This is a genomic window from Corynebacterium sp. AOP36-E1-14, assembly GCF_052377495.1.
Classification (GTDB): domain Bacteria; phylum Actinomycetota; class Actinomycetes; order Mycobacteriales; family Mycobacteriaceae; genus Corynebacterium.
This window is the reverse complement of record NZ_JBQSWV010000032.1, coordinates 1-21,461: the sequence shown is the minus strand read 5'-3', so window position 1 is coordinate 21,461 and position 21,461 is coordinate 1. Positions and strand designations below refer to the sequence as shown.

Below are 21,461 nucleotides of genomic sequence, written 5' to 3'. Positions count from 1 at the left end.
GTCACGATGAGAACGATCACGCGAGGTGCCGTCCGGGCGGGTGCTGCGGTGGTGCTGTGCACGCCGCTGCTGCTGGGGGCCTGCACCATCGGAGACCCGGAGCCCGACGACGACGCCCCCGGCGGGTCCGTGGGCACCGAACCGCCGCCGGACAAGCCCGTTCCCGAGTCCGACGCCGCCGGCGAGGAGGACGGCGCAGAGGACGGCGACGAAGACGCCGTGCCGGACGACGAGGACCCGGACCAGCCGGACGTGGACCCGGTGGAGACCGACCCGGGCTCCCCGGGCGCCCGCGGTCTGGCCATCGGCGACTGCGTGGCGGACATGGGGCAGCTCGAGGGCACCGGCGACATCGACCTGGTCGACTGCGCCGAGCCCCACGCCGGTGAGGTGTTCGCGCAGGCGGACATCGCCGGCAAGACCCTCTTCCCCGGCAACGAGCAGCTCGGCGAGGAGGCCGGCGGCATCTGCGGCGGTGACGCCTTCACCACCTACGTCGGGGTGGGGTACGCGGACTCCGCGCTGGACGTGGTCACCATGATGCCGTCGAAGGAGAGCTGGGCGCAGGAGGACAGGACGGTGACCTGTGTGGTCACCGACCCGAACATGGACGGGATCGACGGCAGCCTGGAGCAGAGCTGGCGCTAGCGGGGACGAGGGAACAGAACCCGGGTACTGCAGATTTCGCACCTCATAAGCATCTGACTCTTGCAAAAGGCCAGGTCAGATTTAAAGAGGCTTCTTATGGGGTGCGAAATCTGCTGTGGGACGGGTGCTGTCGGGGGGCACCCCGTCCAGGAAAGCGCCCCTGCCGCTCCAGTAGGGTCACCAGTTTCTGACGGTTGGACTCCACCAGGTGCGCGACGGTGAGCTCCCACGCCTGCGTGGACGGCAGCCGCAGCCGCCGCTCGACGTCCTCGAGGAGGGCGTCCACCAGGGCGGGGACGGCCGGGGCGGTCGTGCCATCCTGCGCGGGGATCATGGTCACCGCCTCCGGTGAGCCCCACACCGCCGGGTCGGCGATGAAGAGGTGGCCCTGCGCCGCGGCGTAGCCGAGGGCGGCGTCGCGCAGGTCGGAGAGCTGGTCGTCGGTGATCTCACCGGCCGTCCAGGCGTCCTCCACCAGCGGGACGCGGTCGACCGGCTGGTGGGCGTCCACGATGCCCTCGACGAGCTGCGTGGGCAGGGTGACCAGGGCGCGGGAGGCGGCGGAGTAGACGTCCGCGGCGTCGAGGTAGGGCCGTCCGACCACGATGGTGCGGGCCAGCTCGCGGCTGGCGGTCATGAAGGACAGCAGGGTGGTCAGCTGCTCCGCCGGGGCGGAGTTGAAGCTGCGGACGTCGCGCACGGCCGGCGAGGACGCCGGGCGGGTGGCGAACAACGGGGAGAAGGATGGCGTGTACATGACCCCATGCTGGACGCCCGGTGTTTCCGTGTAGTTACCGTTCCGGGAAGAACTCGGACGCCAGGGCGTCCAACGCCTGGACGACCACGTCGGTCTCCGCCTCGTCGGTGATCGTGATGCGCACGCCCTCCCCGTCGAAGCAGCGCACCGCCACGCCGAACTCACCGATGGCTTCCTCGAATGCGGCGGCACGGTCGTGCAGGTCCAGCCACACGAAGTTGCCCTGGGAGGGGATCCGCCAGGCCTCGGGGATGTGCTCCAGCACGCGCGTGCGCTGGGTCACCGTCTCCTCCGTGCGCTGGAGCAGCTCGTCCCGGGCGGCGATGCTCGCCACCGCGGCGGCCTGGGCGACGGCGCTGACGCTGAAGGGGATGCAGACCTTGTTGACCGCCTCGATGAACTCCGGGCGCCCCACCAGGTAGCCCACCCGCAGGCCGGCCAGCCCGTAGGCCTTGGAGAAGGTCCGCGCGATCGCCAGGTTCGGGAAGTCCGCGAGCAGGCCCAGGCCGTCGGGGAAGTCGTCCTCGCGGACGTACTCGATGTACGCCTCGTCCAGCAGCACCTGGACGTCCTCCGGCACCGCGCGCAGGAACGTGATGAGCTCCTCGCGCGACACCGTGGTGCCGGAGGGGTTGTTCGGGTTGCACACGATGACCAGCCGGGTGTGCTCGTTGATGGCCGCGGCCATCGCCGGCAGGTCGTTGCCGTGCCCGGCGGTGAGCGGCACCTCGACCGGCGTCGCGCCGGCGACGCGCACCAGGATCGGGTACGCCTCGAAGCTGCGCCACGGGTAGACGACCTCGTCCCCGGCGTCGCCGCCACGGCACGTCGCCAGCACGGCCTGCTCGATCAGGGAGGACGACCCGGCGCCGACGGCGACGTTGTCGGCGTCCAGCAGCAGCGAGGACGGCCCGGCGAGCCACTCGGAGATGGTGGTGCGTAGCTCGTGGGAGACGATGTCCGGGTACCTGTTGGCCGTGGCCAGTGCCTCGGCGGCGGCCCTGGTCACCCCGGGGAGCGGGCCCTGGGAGGACTCGTTGCTCGAGAGCTTCACGGGGTGGCCGTGGAGACTGCCGGGGACGTACGTGGGGAGGGAGGTGAGGTCGGCGCGGATCATGCGGTCAAGAATAGTCTCCGGCAGGTTTTGATCTGGTGCGGGGGGCTGATGTATGGTTCGAGTCGTCCGTCACGCACGTGGCGGCATGGAGGCGTGCCAGAGCGGCCGAATGGGACTCACTGCTAATGAGTTGTCTGCTTAACGGCGGACCGGAGGTTCAAATCCTCTCGCCTCCGCCACTTCAGTTTCCTCAGGCTTTTCGTGAGGACGTGTCGTCAGCCGTCCGGTTCTTGTGGTGAGTTACCGGACATTCAGGGCGTGGTCCCGCTATATGGGGTGTGTGGTGTACCCCGGGATCGCGTGACACGTCCCGTCTGGTGGTGTGCCGAGGAATCTGGAGTCGCTGGAAACAGCGTCGCGCCCGTAGCTCAACGGATAGAGCATCTGACTACGGATCAGAAGGTTGGGGGTTCGAATCCCTCCGGGCGCACGCTTTTCTTGGGTGAGCCCCCGCTCACGGTGTTCTTCACCGTCGGCGGGGGCTCACTCGTTTCCGCCATAAGAGTCGTGACGTGCTGATACGGTCGGCTAATGACCTTCACCACACTCATCACCGGCGCGAGCTCAGGCCTCGGCGCCGAACTCGCCCGCCAGTCCGCCGCCGCCGGCCACGACCTCGCGCTCTGCGCCCGCCGGACGGAGCGCCTGGACGCCCTCGCCGCGGAGATCGCGGCGTCCTGCCCCGCGGTCACCGTGCGCACCTACGCGCTGGACGTGACCGACCCCGACGCGGTGCGCGAGGTCTTCCAACGCGCGGACGCCGAGGCGCCGCTGGACCGCGTGGTGGTCAACGCGGGGCTGGGCAAGGGGCGCAAGGTCGGTTCCGGCAAGCCGGAGGCCAACCGCGAGACCGCCACCACCAACGTGCTCGGCGCGCTGGCGCAGGCGGAGGCGGGCATGGAGATCTTCCGGGCCCGCGGTGCCGGGCACCTGGTGCTGGTGTCCTCGGTGACGGCGCTGCGCGGCAACCGCAAGGCGATGACCACCTACGGTGCCACCAAGGCCTTCGTGGCGAGCCTGGGAGAGGGGCTGCAGTCGGAGCTGATGGTGTCGGGGGCTGGTGGTATTGACGTGACGGTGCTGCTGCCCGGCTACATCCGCTCGGAGATGAACGAGAAGGTCGAGCAGAAGACCCGGTTCATGGTCGACACCGAGACCGGGGTCCGCTCGATGATGGCGGCGATCGAGGCGCGGAAGCGACGGGCGCTGGTGCCCGGGTGGCCGTGGCGGCTCATCGGCCCGCTGCTGAAGGTGCTGCCGTTGAAGGTGGTTTCGAAGCTGGTGTGATCGGCGATCTACCAGGCGCTTTGCTGCTTTCCGGGGTGGCGTGTAGGCTATGGTCTCGTTGCAGAGATGCAACGGCGCGCCCGTAGCTCAACGGATAGAGCATCTGACTACGGATCAGAAGGTTGGGGGTTCGAATCCCTCCGGGCGCACCATTCAAACGGCCCCGTCATCTTCCCGGATGGCGGGGTTTCGTGCTGCGCGGGTGATCCCGCGTCGCGTGCCGGATTCGTCCCGTCGTTGACAGGGGGTCGGACGGGGCGCGGGGTTCGCGGGAGTCGCGACAGGATGGCCCGCCGGGACCTCACCGCCGGAACTTGGCCGCGGTGTGGATGAACGCGCCGATCATGTCCGGCCAGCGCGCCACGTCCTGCGGGGAGTAGGCCGTGGCCAGCTGGGAGCCCGGCAGCAGCGAGTGCAGTTCCTCGGCCACCGCCACCGGGTGCGCGGGGTCGCCGACCCAGGCCAGGATCAGCGTGGGGATCCGGCGTTCCCCGAGGGCGGCGATACGCTCCCGGGAGGGCAGGTCGTTGCCCGCCGCCCCGCGGAACACCGTGGGCAGCAGATCCTCCGCCACGTCCGGCATGGTGAACGGCACCTCGGTGCTGCGCGCCGGCGGCGCGGGCTCCGCACGGGTCGTCTCGGCGAAGGCGGCCAGGCCGTGCTCCTCGACGAACTGTGCGGAACGCTCGTACATACCCGCCCGGTCCCCGCGCAGCTCCCAGGCCGTCGGCGGGATGCACAACGTCATGGACGCGTAGTCGTGCCCGGCCGCCGCGGAGGTCAGGATCGTCGCCGCCCCCATCGACTGGCCGACCACGTGCACCGGCGCGTCCGGGGAGAACTCGGTCGCAACGTCCTCCAGGTCGCGGGCCAGGGAGGTCCATCGGTAGGCCGCCGGGTGCTCGGGCCCGGACGACCGGCCGTGGCCACGGGCGTCGTAGCGAAGCACGCGCAGTGCGTCCTGACCTGCGGTGAGGTCGAGGCCGAGGGCCACGTCGCGGGCACGGCTGGAGGTCAGCCCGTGCAGCTGGACGACCGGGGTGCCGTCCACGGGACCCCAGATGTCGTGAGCGAGGGAGGAGAGGGCGTCTGTCTTGTCAGGTGTGCGACTCATGCAGGAAATCCGTGTGTAATCCCACGGCCCTATCGTCCGTGGGTATGAGACTGACAACTGTAGCCCGTATGGAGCTCGCCGCAGGACAGGTACACGTCTTCGACCAGACGGTGTCCCCTGTGTCTGCTGCGTCTCCCGGTGCGCCCGGCCACGCCCCGTCCTTCGACCAGGCGCGCCACGCCGCCGCGGGCTCGCGCCCGGGCAGCTGGATGGCTGTCGCCTTCGCCGTCCCGTCCGTCGGACGCGGACGCCTCGCCGCGGCGTGGGACCGGGTCGTGGCCCGTCACGGCACGCTGCGCACCGTGCTCACGCAGGACGCAGGACGCATCCGCGTGCAGGACGTGCAGGTCACGGGCGGCCGTTGGCGCCGTGCGGGCGATCGCACGCAGGATCCGCGCGCCGTGCTGCGCGGGGTCTTCGACGAGGCGTGCGAGCCCTTCGGCTCCCCGTCGCACCGGCTCAGCGTGGTCGACCACGGCGACGGCACGTGCACCGCCGTCATCGGCCTGGACCACAGTCACACCGACGCATGGTCGCTGCTGGTGCTGGTGCGCGACATGCTCGCCGCACTGGAAGATGCTCCACTCCCGCCTGTGCCCTCCTTCGGTGATCACGTCCGCGCGCTTGCGGGCCGCGACGCCGCCCCGGCGCACGTGCGTGAGCGGTGGTGCCGGATCATGGAGGAGGGCGACGGCGACATGCCGGTGTTCCCCCTCGACCTGGGCGACGTCTCCGAACCCCGCGACGAGGTCGTCGAGGTGCTCGACGTGCTGGACGCCGCGGGCGTGGCGCGTCTGGAACGCGCCGCCGAGGCCCGCGACGTCCGGTTGCTGCCGTTGGCGGTGAGCGTGCTCACCCAGGTCAACCGGGACATGGGGGCGGGGCGGTTGCGCGCGGTGTTCCCCGTGCACTCCCGGCGCGGACCGGCCGACGACCCGGCGCGGTGGGCGGACTCGGTGGGCTGGTTCATCACCAACTCCGTGCTGGACTGCGACTCGGTCGACCCGTCCGCGTGCGCCACCGCGGTGCGCGACGCGATCACCCTGGGGTCCTACCCGTTGGAGCCGTTGCTGCGCCCGTGGGGCGGGATGCCGAACACGCCGGGCATGTTCGCCCTGTCGTGGCTGGACAACCGTCGGCTGCCGGTGCAGGTGCCGGACGCCGCACACCCGCAGCACGTCTCGGCGTGGATCCGCACCGACGGGGTGATGGCGTGGTTCGTCCTCAACGACGACGGCATGCACCTGCGGGTGCGCTACCCCGGCACGCCGGAGGCAGTGGCGACGGTGGGGCAGTGGGTGCGGCGGGTCGCCGACGGGCTGCGCGCGCTCGGCTCAGACGACCCCGTTCTCGTAGGCGAAGACCACGACCTGAGCCCGGTCGCGTAGGCGCAGTTTCTGCAGCACCTTGCGCACGTGGGTCTTCACCGTCTCCTCCGAGATGAACAGCACCTCGGCGATCTCGGCGTTGGAGCGACCCGTGGCGATCTGTTCGACGGTCTCGCGCTCCCGCGGCGTCAGCGAGGCCAGTTCGGTGGACGCCCGGCGTGGGGCGGAGCGCGGGGAACGAGCCACCGCGTCGGCGATGAGGCGTCGGGTGACGGTGGGGGCGAGCAGCGCCTCGCCGGTGACGGACAGGCGCACGGCGCGGGCGAGCTCGTCGGCCGGGGCGTCCTTCAGAAGGAACCCGGAGCAGCCGATGCGCAGCGCCTCGTAGACGTAGTCGTCGAGGTCGAAGGTGGTGAGCATGATGATCCGTGGGGCGGGGTCCAGCCCGGAGGACAGGATGCGCCGGGCCGCCTCGAGCCCGTCCATCACCGGCATGCGCACGTCCATGAACACCACGTCCGGGTGCAGGCGGGTGGCCTGCTCCACGGCCTGGGCACCGTCGGCGGCGTCGCCGAGCACGGTGATGCCCTCGCGTGAGTTCAGCAGCGCGGCGAAGCCCTGGCGCACCATCGCCTGGTCGTCGACCACGAGCACGGTGGTGGGTGCCGGGTTGTCGGTCATGGGGGTCACGTTACCGGGTGGGTGCGGGCACGGCGGCGGTGACGGTGAAGCCGCCGTCGGCGGCGGGCAGGGCGGTGAACGTGCCGCCCACGGCGCGCACCCGGGCGGACATGCCCTGGATGCCGGCCCCGCCGCTGTGCTCCGGGGGGACGATGGCGTCCGGCGCGGCCGGGCCGTTGTCCACCGTCAGGGTGACCCAGACTTGGTCCCCGCCGTCACCGTCCAGCTCCAGCCCCACCAGCACCGCGGACCCCGGGGCGTGGCGTGAGGCGTTGGACAGCGACTCCTGCAGCACCCGGTGCAGCACCACGCCGGTGGTGTCGTCGAGGCGGGCGGACACCGCCGTGACGTCCTGCGGCGACCAGGACACGTCCACCCCGGCGCGCCGGGCGGCCTGCAGCGTGGGGCCGATCTGGTCGGTGCCCACCGGGGTGGTGGCCCCGTCCTCGGCGTCGCTGCGCAGCACCCCGAGCAGTTCGCGCACCTGGTTGAGGGCCTCGCGGGCGGTGTCGGAGAGGGAGTCGAACTCCGCGTGGATCGCCGGGGTCACCCCCTGCAGGCGGTAGGGGGCGGACTGCGACTGCACCACGATCATCGACATCTGGTGGGCGACGACGTCGTGCAGGTCGCGCACCAGACGGTTGCGTTCCTCGGCCATCACCCGCATCTCCGACTGCTCGCTGGTGCGGGTCTCCTCCAGGCGCAGGTCCCGGCGGGAGGCCAGCAGCCAGCGCACCAGCAGGAACAGCACCGTCCACACGGTCACGCCCACGACCCAGCCGACGCGGGCACCGTCCGGGTTGGTGAGCATCAGGACCCCGGTGGCGGCCACGGCGAGGATGACCGAGTTGCGTGGGGCGCGCACCACCACGACCGCCAGGGTGAACGCCAGCGCCAGGTGGAAGGGCACCGGCCAGCTGAGCATGTAGGTCTCCTCGGTGCGTAGCGGGGCGCTGATGAGGCAGGCCAGCACGACCGCCAGCCAGGACGGCACCGGGTGCCACAGGCTGGTCAGCACCGGCAGCGTACCGACGGCGGCGAGCAGCGGCACGATCGCGGCATTGAGTCCGTGGGTGACGAAGTAGGTCGGCCAGGCCACCGTGAACAGGACCGCGGTGAACAGCGCCACGAGCAGCAGCACCTGCGGGGTCACGCCGGCGCGCGAGGCGGGACCGGACACGGCGCGCACCGTCGAGTCGGTGGCACGCGCGATCGCGCCGCGAAACGGTCGGGTGGGCTGGTCGCTGCGTCTCATGCCTGTGACGCTAGTCGGCGGTGCGGCCACCCGGATCCCCCTGGAGAGTGAGATCCACAATCACCCTGCGGAGGGATCCACGCGGGGAAGGACGCTGCCTAGCGTTCCGGGGCATGTCACGTCGTAGAAGAGTCGCCGCCACCACCGTCCTGATGTCCGCCGCCGTCGTGCTCCTCACGGGGGCCACGTCCACCCCGACCGCCGGGTCCACGGCGGTGACCCCGCAGCCCGTGGGCGCGGTGGCCGCCGCCGAGACGCTCGCCGCGGGGGAGCCCGGGACGTCCTACCTCCCCGCCGAGCTGGTTGCGGAGCTCGGCTACCGGCCCGGGACACAGGAAGGTACGCAGGACAGCACGCAGGACAACGCCGGCTCCGCCACGAACCCCACCGGCGACTGTTCCTCGCCGGTGCCGTTGCCGGAGTCCTTTGAGCCGGCGTGCATGACCCACGACCTGGGCTACGACCTGCTGCGCGTGGCCTACCGCACCGGCGAGACCATCCCGGAGCACACCCGCGCCGCACTCGACCGGCAGATGGCCGCCCAGATGGCGGCGTCCTGCGACGGGGCGACCGCGTGCCGGGCGGTGGCGGGCGTCGCCTACGCCGGCGTGGCGGTCAACACCGTGCGCCAGCACAACGGCGCACCGGTGGAGGAGTGGTTCCCGTGGTGAACCGGGGCAGGACGCTGCTCACGGCGGCGGTGGTGCTGGCGGCGTTGTCGCAGTTTGTGGCCCCGGCCGCGGCGGCGACGTGGTGGGCCTTCGACCGGGGGCCGCTGGCCCAGCACCCGCGCGACGTGCTCACCGAGCCCGCCGCGTCCGGCGCGGTGCGTGTCTACGGCGACCACCCGGGGCAGGACGCCACGGCCGCCGCGCGCGACACCGTCGACGAACTCGTCGACGCCGGTGGTCTGGAGCGTGGCATCGTGCTGGTCACCCTGCCCACCGGTTCCGGGTGGGTGGACCCGGTGCAGGTGGAGGCCGTGGAGGACTGGGCCGACGGGGACGTGGCGAACGTCGCGGTGCGTTATGCGCGCACCCCTTCGGCCGTGGCGTACCTGATGCGCCCGGAGCTCGCCGAGCAGTCGGCGACGGCGCTGTTGCGCGAGGTCACCGAGCGCGTGGAGGAGCTGGACGCCGCGCGGCGTCCGGCGGTGGTGGTGCAGGGCCAGAGCCTCGGCGTCGGCGCGGGTCTGGCGGCGGTACGGCAGCTGGCGCAGGACGGTGCGGCCGCGCCGGCCGCCCAGCTGTGGCAGGGCCGTCCCGGTACCGTCGCCGCGCCGGCCGAGGACCGGTGCACCGTCGACGAGATCAACGACGACGACCCGGTGGCCGCCCTCGGCCCCGGTCTGTTGCTCGACCCCGTCGCCGCGGTCGGGGTGCTGGCGGACCTGCCCGGCTCGGCGTCGTCCACGGCCGGCACGCGGCACAGCTACCGTCCGGTGCTGCCGCCGCAGGGGTGCGTGGGGGATCAGTCCCCGGACACGTCCCCGGACACGTCCCCGGACACGTCGCCGAGGAAGGCGAGCTGGTCGGCGACGACGGCGTCGAAGTCCGCCCCGGAGTAGATGTCGAAGTGGCCGGCGTCGTATTCCTTGACCACACCCTGCGGCGCGCGGGCCACGTGGCGACGACTCGCCGCCACCGGGGCCACGGAGTCCGCCCGGCACAGGCAGAACAGGGCGGGCACGGTCAGCTTCCGGGCGTACCCGCCGGGCCGGGAGGTGAGGATGCCGGGCACGATCCGGGCGGCCACCTCGTTACGGAAGGTGGAGTCCGGTGGGACGAGGCCGAGGTAGCCGTCGATCACGTCGTCGGCGGTCATCAGGGCGGTGTCGCCGGCCCCGCCGGCGGTCGCCACCGTCACCGGGTCGCGGCCCAGCAGCGACGCGGCGATGTCGCGCACCGCCCGCAGCGTCAGCTTCGCCGAGACCACCGGCGGGATGCGCAGCACCGAGGCCACCCCGTCGGTGAACGGGCACTGCGCGATCACGGCGTCCACGGTGCCCGGCGAGCCCGGCTCCGCCGTGGCCCCGACGTGGATCGCGTGCCCGCCGGAGAAGGACGTCCCCCACGCGACCACGGGGGCCTCGCCGGGCAGGGTGTGGGCGAAGGCCACCGCCGCCGCCCAGTCCTCACGCTGACGCCGCACACTGAGCAGCTGACGGGGACGGCCGTCGCTGGCGCCGAAGTACCGGTAGTCGAACACCAGGCAGCGGTAGCCGTGCGCCACGAATCGCTGCGCGAAGGCGTCCAGCCCCATGTCCCGGACCGCGCCGAGCCCGTGGGCCATCACCAGCGTCGCCCGCGGTGGTGTGTCTGGTGCGGTGTCTGGTTCGTAGAGCCAGGCCGCACAGTTCACCTGGCCGGACAGGAAGGTCACGTCGGTGCGTTGTCCCATGAAACAAGGGTGCACGGCGCAGGCCGGATCCGCAACGGTGTTCTACACTCAATAACGGACAAGAGGATCATGTGAGGAGAGCTAATGACTGACAGTGACGGCTGGGGCCGCGGGCCCGGTGACCGGGACCAGACGCCGCAGTGGGGACAGGCCGCCGGTGGTCAACCTGACTGGGGACAGTCGTTCCAGCAGCAGCCGCCCCAGTACTCTCAGCCGCCGCAGGAGCCGCAGGAGCCGCAGGGTCCGCAGGGTTCCGGCGCGGGACGCATCCTCCTGGTCGTCATCCCGGTGTTGATCATCGTCCTCGTCGCCGCGTTGCTGGTCTGGAAGTGGGACGACCTCTTCGGCGGTGGAGGCGACGACTCCGCCCAGTCACCGACGATCAGCCGGCAGACCACGCAGGCCGACGAGACCTCTTCCTCAGCCCCCTCGAGTTCCTCGGCGCCGTCGACGACGTCCAGTCAGAGCCGTCCCGACCGTGCGGACCTGCCCGCCGGTGCCGAGCCGGTCAACGCCGCCGCCCGCGCCGGCGAGCCCACCGGTGACTTCAACTCCGTGTACAAGTCCCCGCCGTCGGGCGACACCTACACCAGTGACGAGTTCGCCCAGGCCGTGCGCGACGCCTTCGTGGAGGCCTACCTCGACAACCGCGAGACCGACCAGGATCTCACCGTGACCAGCCCCGTCAACGGCACGTCCTACCGGATGAGCTGCACCGACGAGGGCAGCTACGTGCACTGCTCCGGCGGCAACGACGCGAATGTCTACATTGCGTAGCCGCGCCGGGGGCGTCAGGGGCGCCAGGGGCCTTGCCGCGGTCGTGCCCGTGACCGCGGCGCTGCTGCTCGGCGGCTGCGTGATCGGCGACGTCGACCGTGACGGGGAGACGGCCCAGGAGACGGCAGGGCAGAGCACCACCGCACGGACCCCGGACCCGACGACTGACCCGACCACGAGCCCGGCGCCGACGTCTTCGGCGTCATCCTCACCGCAGGCCGGCGCCCTCGAGGTCCCGGAGGGATCCGGCAGTGCCGGGGTGGCCTTCCTCGACGACGGTGACCTGCGCACCGGCGGTTCCCTGGCCGACCTCGCCGACGCCGCCTGGTCGACCAGCAAGGTCCCCGTGGCCGTCGCCGCACTCACCAACGCCGGTGCTGACGACCAGAACGGGCTCGACGGGCTGATGCGTCAGGCGATCACCGTCTCCGACAACGACGCCGCCGAGGCGCTCTGGGCCTCCCTCGGTGACGAGGCGGCCGCGGCCGCCGCCACGCAGGACGTCCTGCGCCAGGGCGGCGACACCACGACGACCGTCCCGGCGCAGAAACGCCGCGCGGAGTTCAGCACCTTCGGCCAGACCACCTGGGCGCTGGGCGACCAGGCCAGGTTCGCCGCCGGACTGCGCTGTGTCGCCGGCTCCGCCCCGGTGCTCGACGCGATGGGGCAGGTCGCCGCCGGCCAGGACTACGGTCTCGGCCGGCTCGACGGCGCCCGCTTCAAGGGCGGGTGGGGACCCGGCGAGGACGGCACCTACCTGGTCCGCCAGTTCGGGCTCATCCCCGCCGACGACGGCACGATGGTGCCCGTCGCCGTCGCCGCGACCGCCCCCGACGGCAGCTACGCCTCCGCCCAGGTGGTGCTCGACGAGGTCGCCGGGTCCCTGCGCGACACCGTCGCCGGTGCTCACGGTGTGCCCGCCGAGGGTGGTTGCTGACCGGTCCCGGCCGGTGCGTGGATCGTCAGCGAACCGACAGCTGGCGGACTGCGGGAATTGCAGACCCGTCGGCTAATGTCGGATGCTGTGGTACCCAGGTCAAGCAACGCAAGAGCAACCGGAACGCATCATCGCGCGTCGGGCGGCAACGCCGGCGGGCCAGGTGGTGGTGTCGGGAGGAAGGCGAACCAGTTCAGTCTCTGGATCGTCGGTGCCCTGCTGCTCAGCGTGTTGAGCGTGGCGGTGTTCCTCAACGGCCTCGCGGCCGACGACGGGGACGAGGCCGAGCGCGACCGCCGTGCGCTGGAGCAGGACGTCGCGGCGTCCTCCGAACCGACGGCGCAGCAGGAGGCCGACGACATCCGGGTGGAACTCGCCGCGGCCGTCGACGAGGTCTCCGCGGAGTTCGGCGTCACCGCCGGGGCGACGATGCGCGCCGGCGGCGGCATCGTGCACGTCGGTGACCTGCAGGACGGCCCGGGGCTGTCCTCGATCAAGGTGCCGGTGTCCATCGCCGCGGTGCAGGCCGCCCTGCGTGAGGGCACGCCCGTGGAGGACCTGACCGAGGACATCGACGCCGCGATCACCGTCTCCGACAACGACGCCGCCCTGCGGCTGTGGCAGTCCCTCGGCGACGACGACGAGGCCGCCACCGCGCTCGGCGCGGTGCTGGCCCAGGGCGGCGACCCCACGGACACGAACGTGGACCGCGACAGCGCCGACTACGAGGGCTTCGGCGACATCGGCTGGACCCTGGACAACCAGGCCATCTTCGCCAACCAGATGGCCTGCGTGCTGGGCTCCGAGCAGACCGTCGACGCGATGGGCCGGCTCGCCGAGGAGCACGCCGGAGGCCTCGGCCAGCTGGAGAACGCCCACGTCAAGGGAGGGTGGGGTGACACCGCCGAGGGCAGTTTCATCCTGCGCGAGTTCGGTCTCGTCGGCCCCGTCGGTGCACAGGTCCCGGTCTCCATCGGGGTCATCCCCGAGGACGGCAGCGAGCAGACCTCCCGCGCCGCCGTCGCCGAGCTGGCCCAGCGCATCGCCCCGCTGGTGGAGCAGTCCTCCGCCACCGGCGGTGCCGCCGAGTGCCAGGTCGGACAGGAGTAGTCGGGCAGGAGCAGGGGTCTAGAGGATCCCGATCTGCGCGCCGAGGCTCTCGGCCTGGTGCAGTTGCTCGATCCAGCCCGGATCACCGGGGCGCACCCGGATGAACGGGCGGTTGGACGGTGCCTCGCGGGTGCGTCCGGCGCGCGCCTCGTAGCGCAGCCGGGCGTCGTACCCGTCACCGGTGAGCTGACCCAGGTCCCCGTCGGGGTCGCCGAGGGCCGCGCGGGCGGCGCCGAGCAGCTCCACCGTCTCGTCGAGGGCCGTGACCAGGGCGTCCCGGTTGTTCTCGCACATCGCCTGCACCAGCGGCGGGGCGGTGCCGGCCACGCGGGTGCCGTCGCGGAAGCTCGTCGCCGCCAACGACAACGCCAGCGCGCCACCACGGTCGGCGGTCACCGCCAGCGCCTCGGCGAGCACGTGCGGCAGGTGGGAGACCCGGGCCACCGCGTCGTCGTGGTTTCCGGTGCGTGCCGGCACCACCGCCGCGCCGGTGGCCGTGGCGGTCTCCACGACCCGTCGCCACGTGGTCACCCATGCGTCGTTCTCGCCCGCGTTGTCGTGGGTGACGACCCACACCGCGTCGTCGAAGAGGCCGGTCGTCGTTGCGTCCCACCCGGAGTCGGCGGTACCGGCCATCGGGTGGCCGCCCACGTAGCGCTCGGCCAGCCCGTGGGCGCGCACCAGCTCCAGAACCTCCGCCTTCACGCTGACCACGTCCGTCAGCCCGCAGTCCGGGGCGTGGACGGCGACCTCCTCCAGCAGCGAGGGCAGTGCCGGCACCGGCACGCCCAGCACGATCAGGGCGTCCTGCGCGGCGGCGCGGCGCAGCGTGGCGACGAGGTCGGCGGAGACGTCGAAACCGTCGGACGTCGCGGCGTCCACCGTGGCCTGCGACCGGTTCCATCCGAACGCGGGGCGTCCTGCGCCCTGCAGGTCACGCAGCAGGCTGCCGCCGATCAGGCCCAGCCCCAGCACACAGACCGGGAACGGGTCGGCGGGGGCGGGGGACGCTGCTGTGTAGTTCACCTTTCAAGTGTGGCACAGGGCGACTACGGTTAGCGAGCATGAGTGGATTCGTCGTCGCAGCCGAACTCGCCGAGGGTGACTCCGGCGGCGCGTCCTGGCACCTGCGTATCCTGGAACGAGACGTGCCCGACGGGCTGCGGCCGCTGCTGACCGAACTCGGGCGGCTGCGCGCGGCCGGCGTGCTGTTCGCCATGGTCTGCGTGGAGGACGACTGGTGCGCCCTGGTGCGACCAGGCCCGCGCGGCCCCCAGCTGCTGCTCAGCGACGCCTCCGTGGTCGTCGAGGACGACGACGAGCCCGGCATCGGCCTGGCCCGTGACATCCTCGACGAACTCGACGTGGACGGGCCCACCGACGACGACATCGACGACGCCGACGATCCCGACGCCCCCTGGCCCGAGGGCGACTTCGACATCCTCACCGACCTCGGTGTGAGCGACCAGGTGTTCTCCGTGATCCTCGACGACGGGGAGATGCTGGCCACCGAACAGCTCATGCGCCTGGCCGAGGAGCTGGGCTTCGACGACGACCTGGCCGACATCCTCGACACGCTCGGGTACAGCGGGTGGGAGTGACCGGTTCGGGTCTGCCGGCCACCGTGCGCGACAACCGGGATGACGCCCTGATGCGCCGCGCCCTCGCCGTCGCCGCCACCACGCCCGACGGTGACGTGCCCGTCGGTGCCGTCGTCGTCGACCCCGAGGGGCGGGAACTCGCCGCGGCGACGAACAGGCGGGAGGCCGACGCCGACCCGACCGCCCACGCCGAGGTCCTCGCCCTGCGCGCCGCCGCGGCCGCCCACGGCGACGCCTGGCGGCTGCAGGACTGCACCCTCGTGGTCACCCTGGAGCCCTGTGCGATGTGCGCCGGCGCCGCCGTCGGCGCCCGGGTGGGACGCATCCTCTTCGGCGCCCACGAACCACGCACCGGCGCATGCGGCTCCGTGGTGGACGTGGCACGCGACTCCCCGCTGCACACCGTCGCCGTGCGCGGCGGGGTGCGCACCACCGACTGCGAGGAACTTCTCTCCGGGTTCTTTCGCGACCGGCGCTGATTCTCTATCCTGGGGCGGGTCAGATGCAGTACCCCTTTCCAGAACTTTCACGGAGGTTGAACATCATGGATCTCGGAGGACTCGGCGACAAGGCCAAGAAGGCCGTGAACGACAACCGCGACCAGGTCGAGGACAAGGCCGGCGAGGCCATCGACAAGGTCACGGACGGAGACAAGGCGGACAAGGCCAAGGGCTCACTGAAGGACGGGCTGGACAAGCTCTCCGACAAGTGACCGGCCTGCCGCCCCGAGGGTTCGTCCGCGGGCATTTTGCCCGTGCGGGGCGGTTGCTGCTAACTTAGTCGGCGGTGGCGTGTCCGAGCGGCCGAAGGAACTCGCCTCGAAAGCGAGCGTCGTGTAACAGCGACCGGGGGTTCAAATCCCTCCGCCACCGCCGCAGAGAAACCCTCCCGGGAGACCGGGAGGGTTTCTCGCGTTGCGGGGTGGGATGGGGTGGGCTGGGCTAGGACCGGCGCTGTGGAGGTACGGGGGATGGAGTACATTTCGCACCTCATAAGCAGCCTGTGCGAATCTGACCTGGCCTTATGTGATGATCATCCTCTTATGGGGTGCGAATGTTGTCGGTTCACGCCGTGCGCTTACCCCGGCGACGCCTTGCGGGGGTTGCTTGCCCGGAGAGGTTCCGTCCACAGGTCGACGGGTTAGGATTGGCGTTCGCACTGTGCTCCTACGTGGAAGGCTGGCCTCTCCGTGGCTCTACTCCTGTTCCGGCTCGGCCGGTGGTCCTACCTGAGACGGTGGCTCGTCATCGGGATCTGGGCGGTCCTGCTCGCCGCCGTCGGTGGCGGTTCGCTGGTCATCCAGAAGGGCTACAACGACGTCTTCAGCATCGACGGGGTGCCGTCGCAGCACGCCACGCGCATGCTGATGGACGAGTTCCCGGGCACCGACAACCCGGCCATGGCCTCGGACGTGAACCTGGTGTTCCAGGCCCCGGAGGGAGAGAGCCTCGCCGACGAGAAGTACATGGGGGTGCTCGACGAGGTCGTCGACACCGTGCGCACCACCGTCGACGACTTCGGCGACGACTCGTCCTTCGGCAACCCGGTCACCTACAACGACGAGCAGACCGACCTGGTCATCAACACCTCGACGGAGATGGGGCTCTCGCGCGAGGTCGCCGAGGCGGACGCGGCCAACGTCGCCACGCTCAGCCCGGACGGGCGCACCGGCACCACGTCCTTCTCCTTCGACGTGGACCTGCCGGCGGACGTGACCACCGAGGACAAGGACGCCGTCAACGACGCCCTCGACATCGCCCGCGACGCCGGGCTGAAGGCCGAGGCCGGTGGCGCCGGTTTCGGCGACCCGATCGTGATCGAACCGATCAGCGAGGCCGTCGGCCTGCTGGCGGCGTTCATCATCCTGTTCATCACCTTCGGCTCGCTCATCGCCGCGGGCATGCCGCTGATCAGCGCGATCGTGGGCGTGGGCCTCGGCGCGCTCGGCATCACCGGTGCCACCGCCTTCGTGCCGCTGAACAACATCACCCCGGTGCTCGGCATCATGCTGGGCCTGGCCGTGGCCATCGACTACGCCCTGTTCATCATGAGCCGCTACCGCGACGAACTACGTCACGGCAGATCGCGGGCGGACGCCACGGGCCTGGCGGTGGGCACGGCCGGTTCGGCGGTGGTCTTCGCCGGCCTGACGGTGATCATCGCACTGGTCGGCCTACGCGTGGCGAACATCGAGTTCCTCTCCTACATGGGTTACGCCGCGGCGGCGACGGTGCTGCTGTCCGTCTTCGTGGCACTGACCCTGGTCCCCGCACTCTTCGGCGCCTTCGGCGACCGCGTCTTCCGGAAGGACGCCGCGACGGGTGCGCGCGTGCGCGAGGGCATGAGTATGGAGGAGGCGGACGCGGCCGTCGCCGCGTCGTTGGCGTCCGGCTCGCGAGGGAGACGCAGTAAGCGCAGCAAGCGCGGGAAACACGGCCAGCACGAGAAGCCGACCCGCGCAGCATCCGGCACGAAGTCCGGCAAGCCGCTCGGCACGCGCTGGGTGGAGCTGGTGCACCGCGCGCCCGGCGGGTTCCTGCTGCTGGTGGTCGTGTCGCTGGTGCTGCTGACCCTGCCGGCGATGAACCTGCAGCTGTCCCTGCCGTCGGACAAGACCTCCACGCTGGACACCACCCAGCGCCAGTCCGCCGAGATGCTGGAGGAGGGTTTCGGTGCCGGGCGTAACTCCCCGTTCCTCGTCATCGTCAACACCGACGATGTGGACCCGACCTCCTCGGCCCTGTCGCCTCTGGTGACGGGTGGGGTTGAGCCTGCCCAGGCCGCGTTCGTCACGGTGAAGGACCGGTTGGCCAACAATGTCGGGGTGAAGCACTCCCAGCTCATCGCCGCCTCCGAGGACGGCTCGACCGCGCAGATCCTCGTCACCCCGGAGACCGGGCCCACCGACGAGCGCACCGCTCAGCTGATCCAGCAGCTCCGCGCCCAGCAGGAGGTCCTGGAGAACGAGACCGGCGTGGACATGGGCATCACCGGGCTCGTGCCGATCCAGCAGGACGTCACCGACCGCCTGGCCGACGCCATGCCGATCTACCTGGCGTTGGTCGTGGGGCTGGCGCTGGTCCTGCTGCTGATGGTCTTCCGCTCGCTGATGGTGCCGGTGATGGCGGCCGCGGGCTTCCTGCTGTCCGTCGGCGCGGCGTTCGGTGTGACCGTCCTGTTCTGGCAGGAGGGGTTGTGGGGTCTGATCAGTTCTCCGGGTCCGCTGATCAGCTTCATGCCGATCTTCCTCATCGGCGTGACCTTCGGCCTGGCGATGGACTACCAGGTGTTCATCGTGTCCCGGATGAGGGAACGGTTCACGCTGCACAGTCACGAGGCGGCGAAGACCAGCAAATACAACGCCGTGGAGGACTCGGTGATCGGCGGCTTCGGCCTGGGGGCGAAGGTGGTGACCGCGGCGGCGCTGATCATGATCTGCGTGTTCGCCTCGTTCATCGCCCAGCCGTTGCCGTTCATCCAGATCTTCGGCTTCGCCCTGGGTGTCGGTGTCCTGTTCGACGCCTTCTTCATCCGCATGACCCTGATCCCCGCGCTGATGTTCCTGTGCGGGCGCGCGACCTGGTACATGCCGCGCTGGCTGGACCGCATCCTGCCGTCGGTGGACGTCGAGGGCGCGAAGCTGGAGGAGGCCTACGCCTCCGGCAAGGTCGAGCGCATGGAGGACTGACCGGGCGACGTCCTGATCTTGCCGGGGTTCTGCTGGACCTGGATCCCGGTGACCGTGCCCGCGCCCCCGCCAGCCTCACCGGTCTCCAGGACCACGAGGCGGGTCATGTCCGGTGAAACCGCGTGGAACACCGGCCCGGCCACCGTGTCGACCACGGAGACCCGGGGCATCCCGTACTTGCCGACCAACCCGGCGAGGAACCGGGAGACCCGGTCGTGTCCGCGCACGGCGTTGCGGGCCGCCGAGGACAGCCCGCCGGAGTCCGTCCACAGGACGCAGCCCTCGGAGAGTTCGTCGACGAGGGTGCCCAGGTCGCCGTCGTTGAGGGCGGCGGCCAGGACGTCGAGGCGGTGGCGCTGCACGACGTGGGGGACAGGCACGTCGCCGGTGGACAACGACACCCGTGCCCGACGCAACCGCTGCCGCGTCGCCGACGGGGTCGTGCCGGTGACCGCCGCGATGTCGTGGTGGGACATGCCCGCGACCTCGGCGAGGACCACGATCACCCGGTCCACCGGACGCAAGGTCTGCAGCATCCGGAGGAACGCCAGGTCGACGCCCTCGCCGAGCACGGCGTGCTCGGCCGGGTCGTCCTGCACGGAGATCTCGGGCAGCCACGGCCCCACGTAGCTCTCGCGACGCTTCGCGGCGGACGTCGCGGCGTCCAGCGCCAGGCGCGCGACGACGACCGTCAGCCACGCCGGGACGTCCTGCGGCTCCTGCCCGGTGCCCGTCACGCGGTCCAGGCGCAGCCACGCCTCGGAGACGGTGTCCTCGGCGTCCTGCCAGGTGCCGAGCACCGTGTGGGCGAGGCCGAGCAGGCGGGGACGTTCGTGGGCCCAGGCGTGTGAGTCCGTCATTTCTGCGAGAGTACGCCCAGGCGGTTCCACATGTTGATCGCGGCGATCTCGCTGATCAGCGCGCCGGTGGTCTTCTCCCCGAACTCCGCGAGGACGCGTTCCTGCAGGTCGACGTCGAAGTCGGCGTCCTCGCTGAGGCGGGTGCCGGCCGTGGTGAAGGCCAGGACCAGGGCGTCGGACGCGCTGAACGGGGTGTCGGTGGCGTCCGGCGTCCAGTCGCGGATCGCGTCCACCCATGCCTGGCCGAAGTCGTGCTTGAGTGCCTCGTCGGAGTGCATGCCGATGCAGTAGGAGCAGTTGTTCAGGAAGGAGGCGCGCAGCTCCACGAGCAGGCGTGTGCGACGGTCCAGGCCGCTGCGCGCGGCGAGTTCGAAGGCTCCGGCGGCGGCGTAGGTGCGCTTGCGGATCTTCATCAGGTCGATGTGGGTCATGGTCGTACTCCTGCGGTCCGGTTGAGAACGGGGGACACAGGAGAGACGACGCTGCCCGGGTTACCGTGACAACGTGCAGGTCAGGGCTGGCGGCCGCGCAGCTCCGGGGGAGTGTCGGCGTAGTAGCGGCCGAGGAACTCGTCGCGGTACTCCTCGAAGCGTCCGTCCTCGATGGAGCGCCGGATGTTGTTCGTCAGCGTCACCATGAAGTGGATGTTGTGCAGTGTGCACAACGTGCCCGCCAGGTACTCCTTGGCGCGCAGCAGGTGGTGGATGTAGGCGCGCGTGTAGTTGTCGCACACGTAGCCGCCGACACCGGCGTCGATCGGGATGAAGTCGTGGCGGTGACGTCCCGCCATGAGGTTCAGGCGTCCGTCCAGCGTGTACACCCCGCCGCGACGGGCGAGGCGGGTCGGTGCCACGCAGTCGAAGGTGTCCGCACCTGCGGCGATGGCGGTGAAAAGGTCGTCCGGCTCGGAGATCCCCAGCATGTGGCGGGGCTTGTCCTCCGGCAGCTCGTCGCACACCCAGCCGGTGATGGTGCCCAGGTTCTCCTTCTCCAGGGCACCGCCGATGCCGAAGCCGCCGAAGCCGCGGCGCCCCGCGTCCTCCGCCTCCTGCGACAGGTCCACGAGTCCGCGTGCGGCCTTGCGTCGCAGGTCCTCGTACTGCGCGCCCTGCACCACACCCCACAACGACTGCAGTGGACGGTGGCTGCGCTCGAGGGTGAGACGCTCGTGCTCGAGCAGGCAGCGTCGCGCCCACCGGTGCGTGCGTTCCACGGACTGCTCCTGGTAGACGCGGGTGTCGACCAGGGTGGTCAGCTCGTCGAAGGCGAACATGATGTCCGCCCCGAGGCTGTGCTGGATCTGCATCGACTTCTCCGGGGTGAACCGGTGCTTCGACCCGTCGATGACGCTGCGGAAGTCGACACCGTCCTCGTCGACCAGGGCCATGCGCTCCTTCTTCGCCGCGCGGATGTCACCCTCGGTGAGGTTGGCGACGTCCATCGCCAGCACCTTCTTGAAACCGACGCCCAGGCTCATGACCTGGAATCCGCCCGAGTCGGTGTAGGTCGGTCGGTGCCAGTTCTCGAATGCGGCGACGCCGCCGGCGGTGTCCACGATCTCCTCGCCGGGCTGCAGGTAGAGGTGGTAGGCGTTCGACAGTACCGCCTCCGCACCGGTGGAACGGACCTGCTCGGGGGTGAGCGTCTTCACCGTCGCCTTCGTACCGACGGGGATGAACGCCGGGGTGTGGACGTCCCCGTGCGGGGTGTGGATCACGCCGGTACGCCCGTGCGCCGGGGCCCCGTCCACGGTGCCGACGCGGCTGCCGAGCTCGAAGGTGGTGTCCGGTGCCACGTGGTCGGGCGTGGGGGAGTCAGTCATGGTGGATGAGTCTATCCGCCGACGGCGCGGATGCAGGTTTCGGCTACGCCGCACCGTAACGCTGGCGAGCGGCCTCCCC

Annotated in this window: 22 protein-coding genes and 4 tRNA genes; 16 read left to right on the top strand and 10 right to left on the bottom strand. The window is 71.0% G+C overall.

The annotated features are described in order from the left end of the window. Positions 1-6 precede the first annotated feature (6 nt). Complete coding sequence (locus tag ACT3TD_RS12805) at positions 7-648, top strand: septum formation family protein (RefSeq protein WP_441579632.1); 642 nt, start codon at positions 7-9, stop codon at positions 646-648. Positions 649-742: 94 nt separating this feature from the next. Here the strand turns inward: ACT3TD_RS12805 and ACT3TD_RS12800 are convergent, their stop codons facing one another. Both ACT3TD_RS12800 and ACT3TD_RS12795 read right to left on the bottom strand, forming a co-directional pair. Beyond that, complete coding sequence (locus ACT3TD_RS12800) at positions 743-1,405, bottom strand: hypothetical protein (RefSeq protein WP_301442007.1); 663 nt, start codon at positions 1,403-1,405, stop codon at positions 743-745. A 34-nt stretch (positions 1,406-1,439) separates the two neighbouring features. Further along, positions 1,440-2,522 carry a histidinol-phosphate transaminase gene (locus tag ACT3TD_RS12795; RefSeq protein ID WP_301442006.1) on the bottom strand — a complete coding sequence of 361 codons (1,083 nt, stop codon included), beginning with the start codon at positions 2,520-2,522 and terminating at the stop codon, positions 1,440-1,442. An 87-nt stretch (positions 2,523-2,609) separates the two neighbouring features. Here ACT3TD_RS12795 and ACT3TD_RS12790 point away from each other — a divergent pair. The 4 genes from ACT3TD_RS12790 to ACT3TD_RS12775 all read left to right on the top strand — a co-directional run bounded on the left by ACT3TD_RS12790 (position 2,610) and on the right by ACT3TD_RS12775 (position 3,961). Continuing rightward, positions 2,610-2,701, top strand: a tRNA-Ser gene (locus ACT3TD_RS12790). A gap of 178 nt (positions 2,702-2,879) precedes the next feature. Then, a tRNA-Arg gene (locus ACT3TD_RS12785) sits at positions 2,880-2,952 on the top strand. A gap of 101 nt (positions 2,953-3,053) precedes the next feature. Next, a complete protein-coding gene (locus tag ACT3TD_RS12780; protein WP_301442005.1) occupies positions 3,054-3,809 on the top strand; it encodes an SDR family oxidoreductase in 756 nt (251 codons plus the stop codon). 76 nt (positions 3,810-3,885) lie between these two features. Continuing rightward, a tRNA-Arg gene (locus ACT3TD_RS12775) sits at positions 3,886-3,961 on the top strand. A 149-nt stretch (positions 3,962-4,110) separates the two neighbouring features. On the opposite strand, the gene ACT3TD_RS12770 is transcribed toward ACT3TD_RS12775, so the two are convergent. Continuing rightward, on the bottom strand, positions 4,111-4,923 hold the full coding sequence (locus ACT3TD_RS12770) for an alpha/beta fold hydrolase (protein ID WP_301442004.1): 813 nt from the start codon (positions 4,921-4,923) through the stop codon (positions 4,111-4,113). Between the two features lie 44 nt (positions 4,924-4,967). Between ACT3TD_RS12770 and ACT3TD_RS12765 the strand changes: the two genes are divergently transcribed. Continuing rightward, positions 4,968-6,311 (top strand): hypothetical protein, encoded by a 1,344-nt coding sequence (locus tag ACT3TD_RS12765; protein WP_444638016.1) that lies wholly within the window; start codon positions 4,968-4,970, stop codon positions 6,309-6,311. Here the strand turns inward: ACT3TD_RS12765 and ACT3TD_RS12760 are convergent. Beyond that, entirely contained in the window at positions 6,258-6,932 is a 675-nt protein-coding gene (locus ACT3TD_RS12760) for a response regulator (protein ID WP_301442002.1), read from the bottom strand. The genes ACT3TD_RS12765 and ACT3TD_RS12760 overlap by 54 nt on opposite strands. Positions 6,933-6,942: 10 nt before the next feature. Further along, on the bottom strand, positions 6,943-8,187 hold the full coding sequence (locus ACT3TD_RS12755; protein WP_441579542.1) for a sensor histidine kinase: 1,245 nt from the start codon (positions 8,185-8,187) through the stop codon (positions 6,943-6,945). A gap of 113 nt (positions 8,188-8,300) precedes the next feature. Here ACT3TD_RS12755 and ACT3TD_RS12750 point away from each other — a divergent pair, with 113 nt between their 5' ends. Next, positions 8,301-8,858 (top strand): hypothetical protein, encoded by a 558-nt coding sequence (locus ACT3TD_RS12750; protein ID WP_301442000.1) that lies wholly within the window; start codon positions 8,301-8,303, stop codon positions 8,856-8,858. Further along, positions 8,852-9,754 carry an alpha/beta-hydrolase family protein gene (locus ACT3TD_RS12745; RefSeq protein ID WP_441579543.1) on the top strand — a complete coding sequence of 301 codons (903 nt, stop codon included), beginning with the start codon at positions 8,852-8,854 and terminating at the stop codon, positions 9,752-9,754. The genes ACT3TD_RS12750 and ACT3TD_RS12745 overlap by 7 nt, the downstream gene beginning before the upstream one ends. On the opposite strand, the gene ACT3TD_RS12740 is transcribed toward ACT3TD_RS12745, so the two are convergent. After that, positions 9,658-10,587, bottom strand: a complete 930-nt coding sequence (locus tag ACT3TD_RS12740) for an alpha/beta hydrolase (RefSeq protein WP_441579544.1) — start codon at positions 10,585-10,587, stop codon at positions 9,658-9,660. The two genes, ACT3TD_RS12745 and ACT3TD_RS12740, sit on opposite strands and share 97 nt — an antisense overlap. An 84-nt stretch (positions 10,588-10,671) precedes the next feature. Between ACT3TD_RS12740 and ACT3TD_RS12735 the strand changes: the two genes are divergently transcribed. From ACT3TD_RS12735 to ACT3TD_RS12725, 3 genes are all read left to right on the top strand, one after another. Beyond that, positions 10,672-11,364, top strand: a complete 693-nt coding sequence (locus tag ACT3TD_RS12735) for a hypothetical protein (protein WP_441579545.1) — start codon at positions 10,672-10,674, stop codon at positions 11,362-11,364. Beyond that, entirely contained in the window at positions 11,348-12,301 is a 954-nt protein-coding gene (locus ACT3TD_RS12730; protein WP_444615067.1) for a hypothetical protein, read from the top strand. The genes ACT3TD_RS12735 and ACT3TD_RS12730 overlap by 17 nt, the downstream gene beginning before the upstream one ends. Before the next feature lie 87 nt (positions 12,302-12,388). Further along, positions 12,389-13,411 (top strand): hypothetical protein, encoded by a 1,023-nt coding sequence (locus ACT3TD_RS12725; protein WP_444638015.1) that lies wholly within the window; start codon positions 12,389-12,391, stop codon positions 13,409-13,411. 18 nt (positions 13,412-13,429) lie between these two features. Here the strand turns inward: ACT3TD_RS12725 and ACT3TD_RS12720 are convergent, their stop codons facing one another. Continuing rightward, positions 13,430-14,437 (bottom strand): prephenate dehydrogenase, encoded by a 1,008-nt coding sequence (locus ACT3TD_RS12720; RefSeq protein ID WP_301441994.1) that lies wholly within the window; start codon positions 14,435-14,437, stop codon positions 13,430-13,432. Positions 14,438-14,475: 38 nt separating this feature from the next. On the opposite strand from ACT3TD_RS12720, the gene ACT3TD_RS12715 reads away from it, so the two are divergent. The 5 genes from ACT3TD_RS12715 to ACT3TD_RS12695 all read left to right on the top strand — a co-directional run bounded on the left by ACT3TD_RS12715 (position 14,476) and on the right by ACT3TD_RS12695 (position 18,700). Further along, positions 14,476-15,012, top strand: coding sequence for a tRNA adenosine deaminase-associated protein (locus ACT3TD_RS12715; RefSeq protein WP_301441993.1), 537 nt, complete (start codon positions 14,476-14,478; stop codon positions 15,010-15,012). 50 nt (positions 15,013-15,062) lie between these two features. Beyond that, positions 15,063-15,491 carry a nucleoside deaminase gene (locus tag ACT3TD_RS12710; RefSeq protein ID WP_441579550.1) on the top strand — a complete coding sequence of 143 codons (429 nt, stop codon included), beginning with the start codon at positions 15,063-15,065 and terminating at the stop codon, positions 15,489-15,491. A 65-nt stretch (positions 15,492-15,556) separates the two neighbouring features. Beyond that, on the top strand, positions 15,557-15,724 hold the full coding sequence (locus ACT3TD_RS12705) for a hypothetical protein (RefSeq protein WP_301441991.1): 168 nt from the start codon (positions 15,557-15,559) through the stop codon (positions 15,722-15,724). Between the two features lie 73 nt (positions 15,725-15,797). Next, positions 15,798-15,884: transfer RNA gene (locus ACT3TD_RS12700), tRNA-Ser, on the top strand. Between the two features lie 317 nt (positions 15,885-16,201). Then, positions 16,202-18,700, top strand: a complete 2,499-nt coding sequence (locus ACT3TD_RS12695; RefSeq protein WP_441579548.1) for an MMPL family transporter — start codon at positions 16,202-16,204, stop codon at positions 18,698-18,700. On the opposite strand, the gene ACT3TD_RS12690 is transcribed toward ACT3TD_RS12695, so the two are convergent. From ACT3TD_RS12690 to tgt, 3 genes are all read right to left on the bottom strand, one after another. After that, positions 18,664-19,560, bottom strand: coding sequence for a sigma-70 family RNA polymerase sigma factor (locus ACT3TD_RS12690; RefSeq protein ID WP_301441749.1), 897 nt, complete (start codon positions 19,558-19,560; stop codon positions 18,664-18,666). The two genes, ACT3TD_RS12695 and ACT3TD_RS12690, sit on opposite strands and share 37 nt — an antisense overlap. Continuing rightward, positions 19,557-19,991: a carboxymuconolactone decarboxylase family protein gene (locus ACT3TD_RS12685; protein ID WP_441579549.1), complete on the bottom strand. Its 435-nt coding sequence runs from the start codon at positions 19,989-19,991 to the stop codon at positions 19,557-19,559. The genes ACT3TD_RS12690 and ACT3TD_RS12685 overlap by 4 nt, the downstream gene beginning before the upstream one ends. A gap of 80 nt (positions 19,992-20,071) precedes the next feature. Continuing rightward, positions 20,072-21,382: a tRNA guanosine(34) transglycosylase Tgt gene (gene tgt, locus ACT3TD_RS12680; protein ID WP_301441751.1), complete on the bottom strand. Its 1,311-nt coding sequence runs from the start codon at positions 21,380-21,382 to the stop codon at positions 20,072-20,074. Positions 21,383-21,461: the final 79 nt, after the last annotated feature.

What these genes read in the sequence shown, in the direction of transcription:
- ACT3TD_RS12805 (WP_441579632.1), top strand. Translation starts at nt 7, where the DNA reads ATGAGAACGATCACGCGAGGTGCCGTCCGGGCGGGTGCTGCGGTGGTG.
- ACT3TD_RS12800 (WP_301442007.1), bottom strand. Translation starts at nt 1,405, where the DNA reads ATGTACACGCCATCCTTCTCCCCGTTGTTCGCCACCCGCCCGGCGTCC.
- ACT3TD_RS12795 (WP_301442006.1), bottom strand. Translation starts at nt 2,522, where the DNA reads ATGATCCGCGCCGACCTCACCTCCCTCCCCACGTACGTCCCCGGCAGT.
- ACT3TD_RS12780 (WP_301442005.1), top strand. Translation starts at nt 3,054, where the DNA reads ATGACCTTCACCACACTCATCACCGGCGCGAGCTCAGGCCTCGGCGCC.
- ACT3TD_RS12770 (WP_301442004.1), bottom strand. Translation starts at nt 4,923, where the DNA reads ATGAGTCGCACACCTGACAAGACAGACGCCCTCTCCTCCCTCGCTCAC.
- ACT3TD_RS12765 (WP_444638016.1), top strand. Translation starts at nt 4,968, where the DNA reads ATGAGACTGACAACTGTAGCCCGTATGGAGCTCGCCGCAGGACAGGTA.
- ACT3TD_RS12760 (WP_301442002.1), bottom strand. Translation starts at nt 6,932, where the DNA reads ATGACCGACAACCCGGCACCCACCACCGTGCTCGTGGTCGACGACCAG.
- ACT3TD_RS12755 (WP_441579542.1), bottom strand. Translation starts at nt 8,187, where the DNA reads ATGAGACGCAGCGACCAGCCCACCCGACCGTTTCGCGGCGCGATCGCG.
- ACT3TD_RS12750 (WP_301442000.1), top strand. Translation starts at nt 8,301, where the DNA reads ATGTCACGTCGTAGAAGAGTCGCCGCCACCACCGTCCTGATGTCCGCC.
- ACT3TD_RS12740 (WP_441579544.1), bottom strand. Translation starts at nt 10,587, where the DNA reads ATGGGACAACGCACCGACGTGACCTTCCTGTCCGGCCAGGTGAACTGT.
- ACT3TD_RS12735 (WP_441579545.1), top strand. Translation starts at nt 10,672, where the DNA reads ATGACTGACAGTGACGGCTGGGGCCGCGGGCCCGGTGACCGGGACCAG.
- ACT3TD_RS12730 (WP_444615067.1), top strand. Translation starts at nt 11,348, where the DNA reads ATGTCTACATTGCGTAGCCGCGCCGGGGGCGTCAGGGGCGCCAGGGGC.
- ACT3TD_RS12715 (WP_301441993.1), top strand. Translation starts at nt 14,476, where the DNA reads ATGAGTGGATTCGTCGTCGCAGCCGAACTCGCCGAGGGTGACTCCGGC.
- ACT3TD_RS12710 (WP_441579550.1), top strand. Translation starts at nt 15,063, where the DNA reads ATGCGCCGCGCCCTCGCCGTCGCCGCCACCACGCCCGACGGTGACGTG.
- ACT3TD_RS12705 (WP_301441991.1), top strand. Translation starts at nt 15,557, where the DNA reads ATGGATCTCGGAGGACTCGGCGACAAGGCCAAGAAGGCCGTGAACGAC.
- ACT3TD_RS12690 (WP_301441749.1), bottom strand. Translation starts at nt 19,560, where the DNA reads ATGACGGACTCACACGCCTGGGCCCACGAACGTCCCCGCCTGCTCGGC.
- ACT3TD_RS12685 (WP_441579549.1), bottom strand. Translation starts at nt 19,991, where the DNA reads ATGACCCACATCGACCTGATGAAGATCCGCAAGCGCACCTACGCCGCC.
- tgt (WP_301441751.1), bottom strand. Translation starts at nt 21,382, where the DNA reads ATGACTGACTCCCCCACGCCCGACCACGTGGCACCGGACACCACCTTC.